Raw genomic sequence first — 296 nt, 5'->3', positions numbered from 1 at the left:
CCTCCGTCACGTAGAATCCCGCCGGTCCGCTTCCGACGACGGCAATGCGATGGGGTTCGGTCATGATGCCAGCCGCTTCGCCTACTCGTCGGCCCCGGGAAGCGGGGGAATCTTCGCCGCGATCACGGGGGTCTCGGCGGCCCGTACCTTGTTGATCTCGATCCACTCCGCCATGCCCGCCGGCATCTGCCAGGATGGATGAATCGCCCCCACAGGGCAGATCGGCGCGCAACCGCCGCAATCGATACAGTTTTCAGGGTCGATGTAGGTCATACTTTCATCGAGATGAAAGCATT

The 296-nt window shown here is 62.2% G+C and carries 1 protein-coding gene; it reads right to left on the bottom strand.

Going from position 1 to position 296, the window contains the following annotated elements; all coding sequences use genetic code 11:
* Window positions 1–81: 81 nt before the first annotated feature.
* The coding region (locus ACLBXO_RS32115; protein WP_447687958.1) for a 4Fe-4S binding protein at window positions 82–296 on the bottom strand (215 nt) is incomplete at its 5' end.

Source organism: Methylobacterium sp. C33D (assembly GCF_053345825.1).
This window is presented reverse-complemented; position numbering and strand designations above follow the sequence as displayed.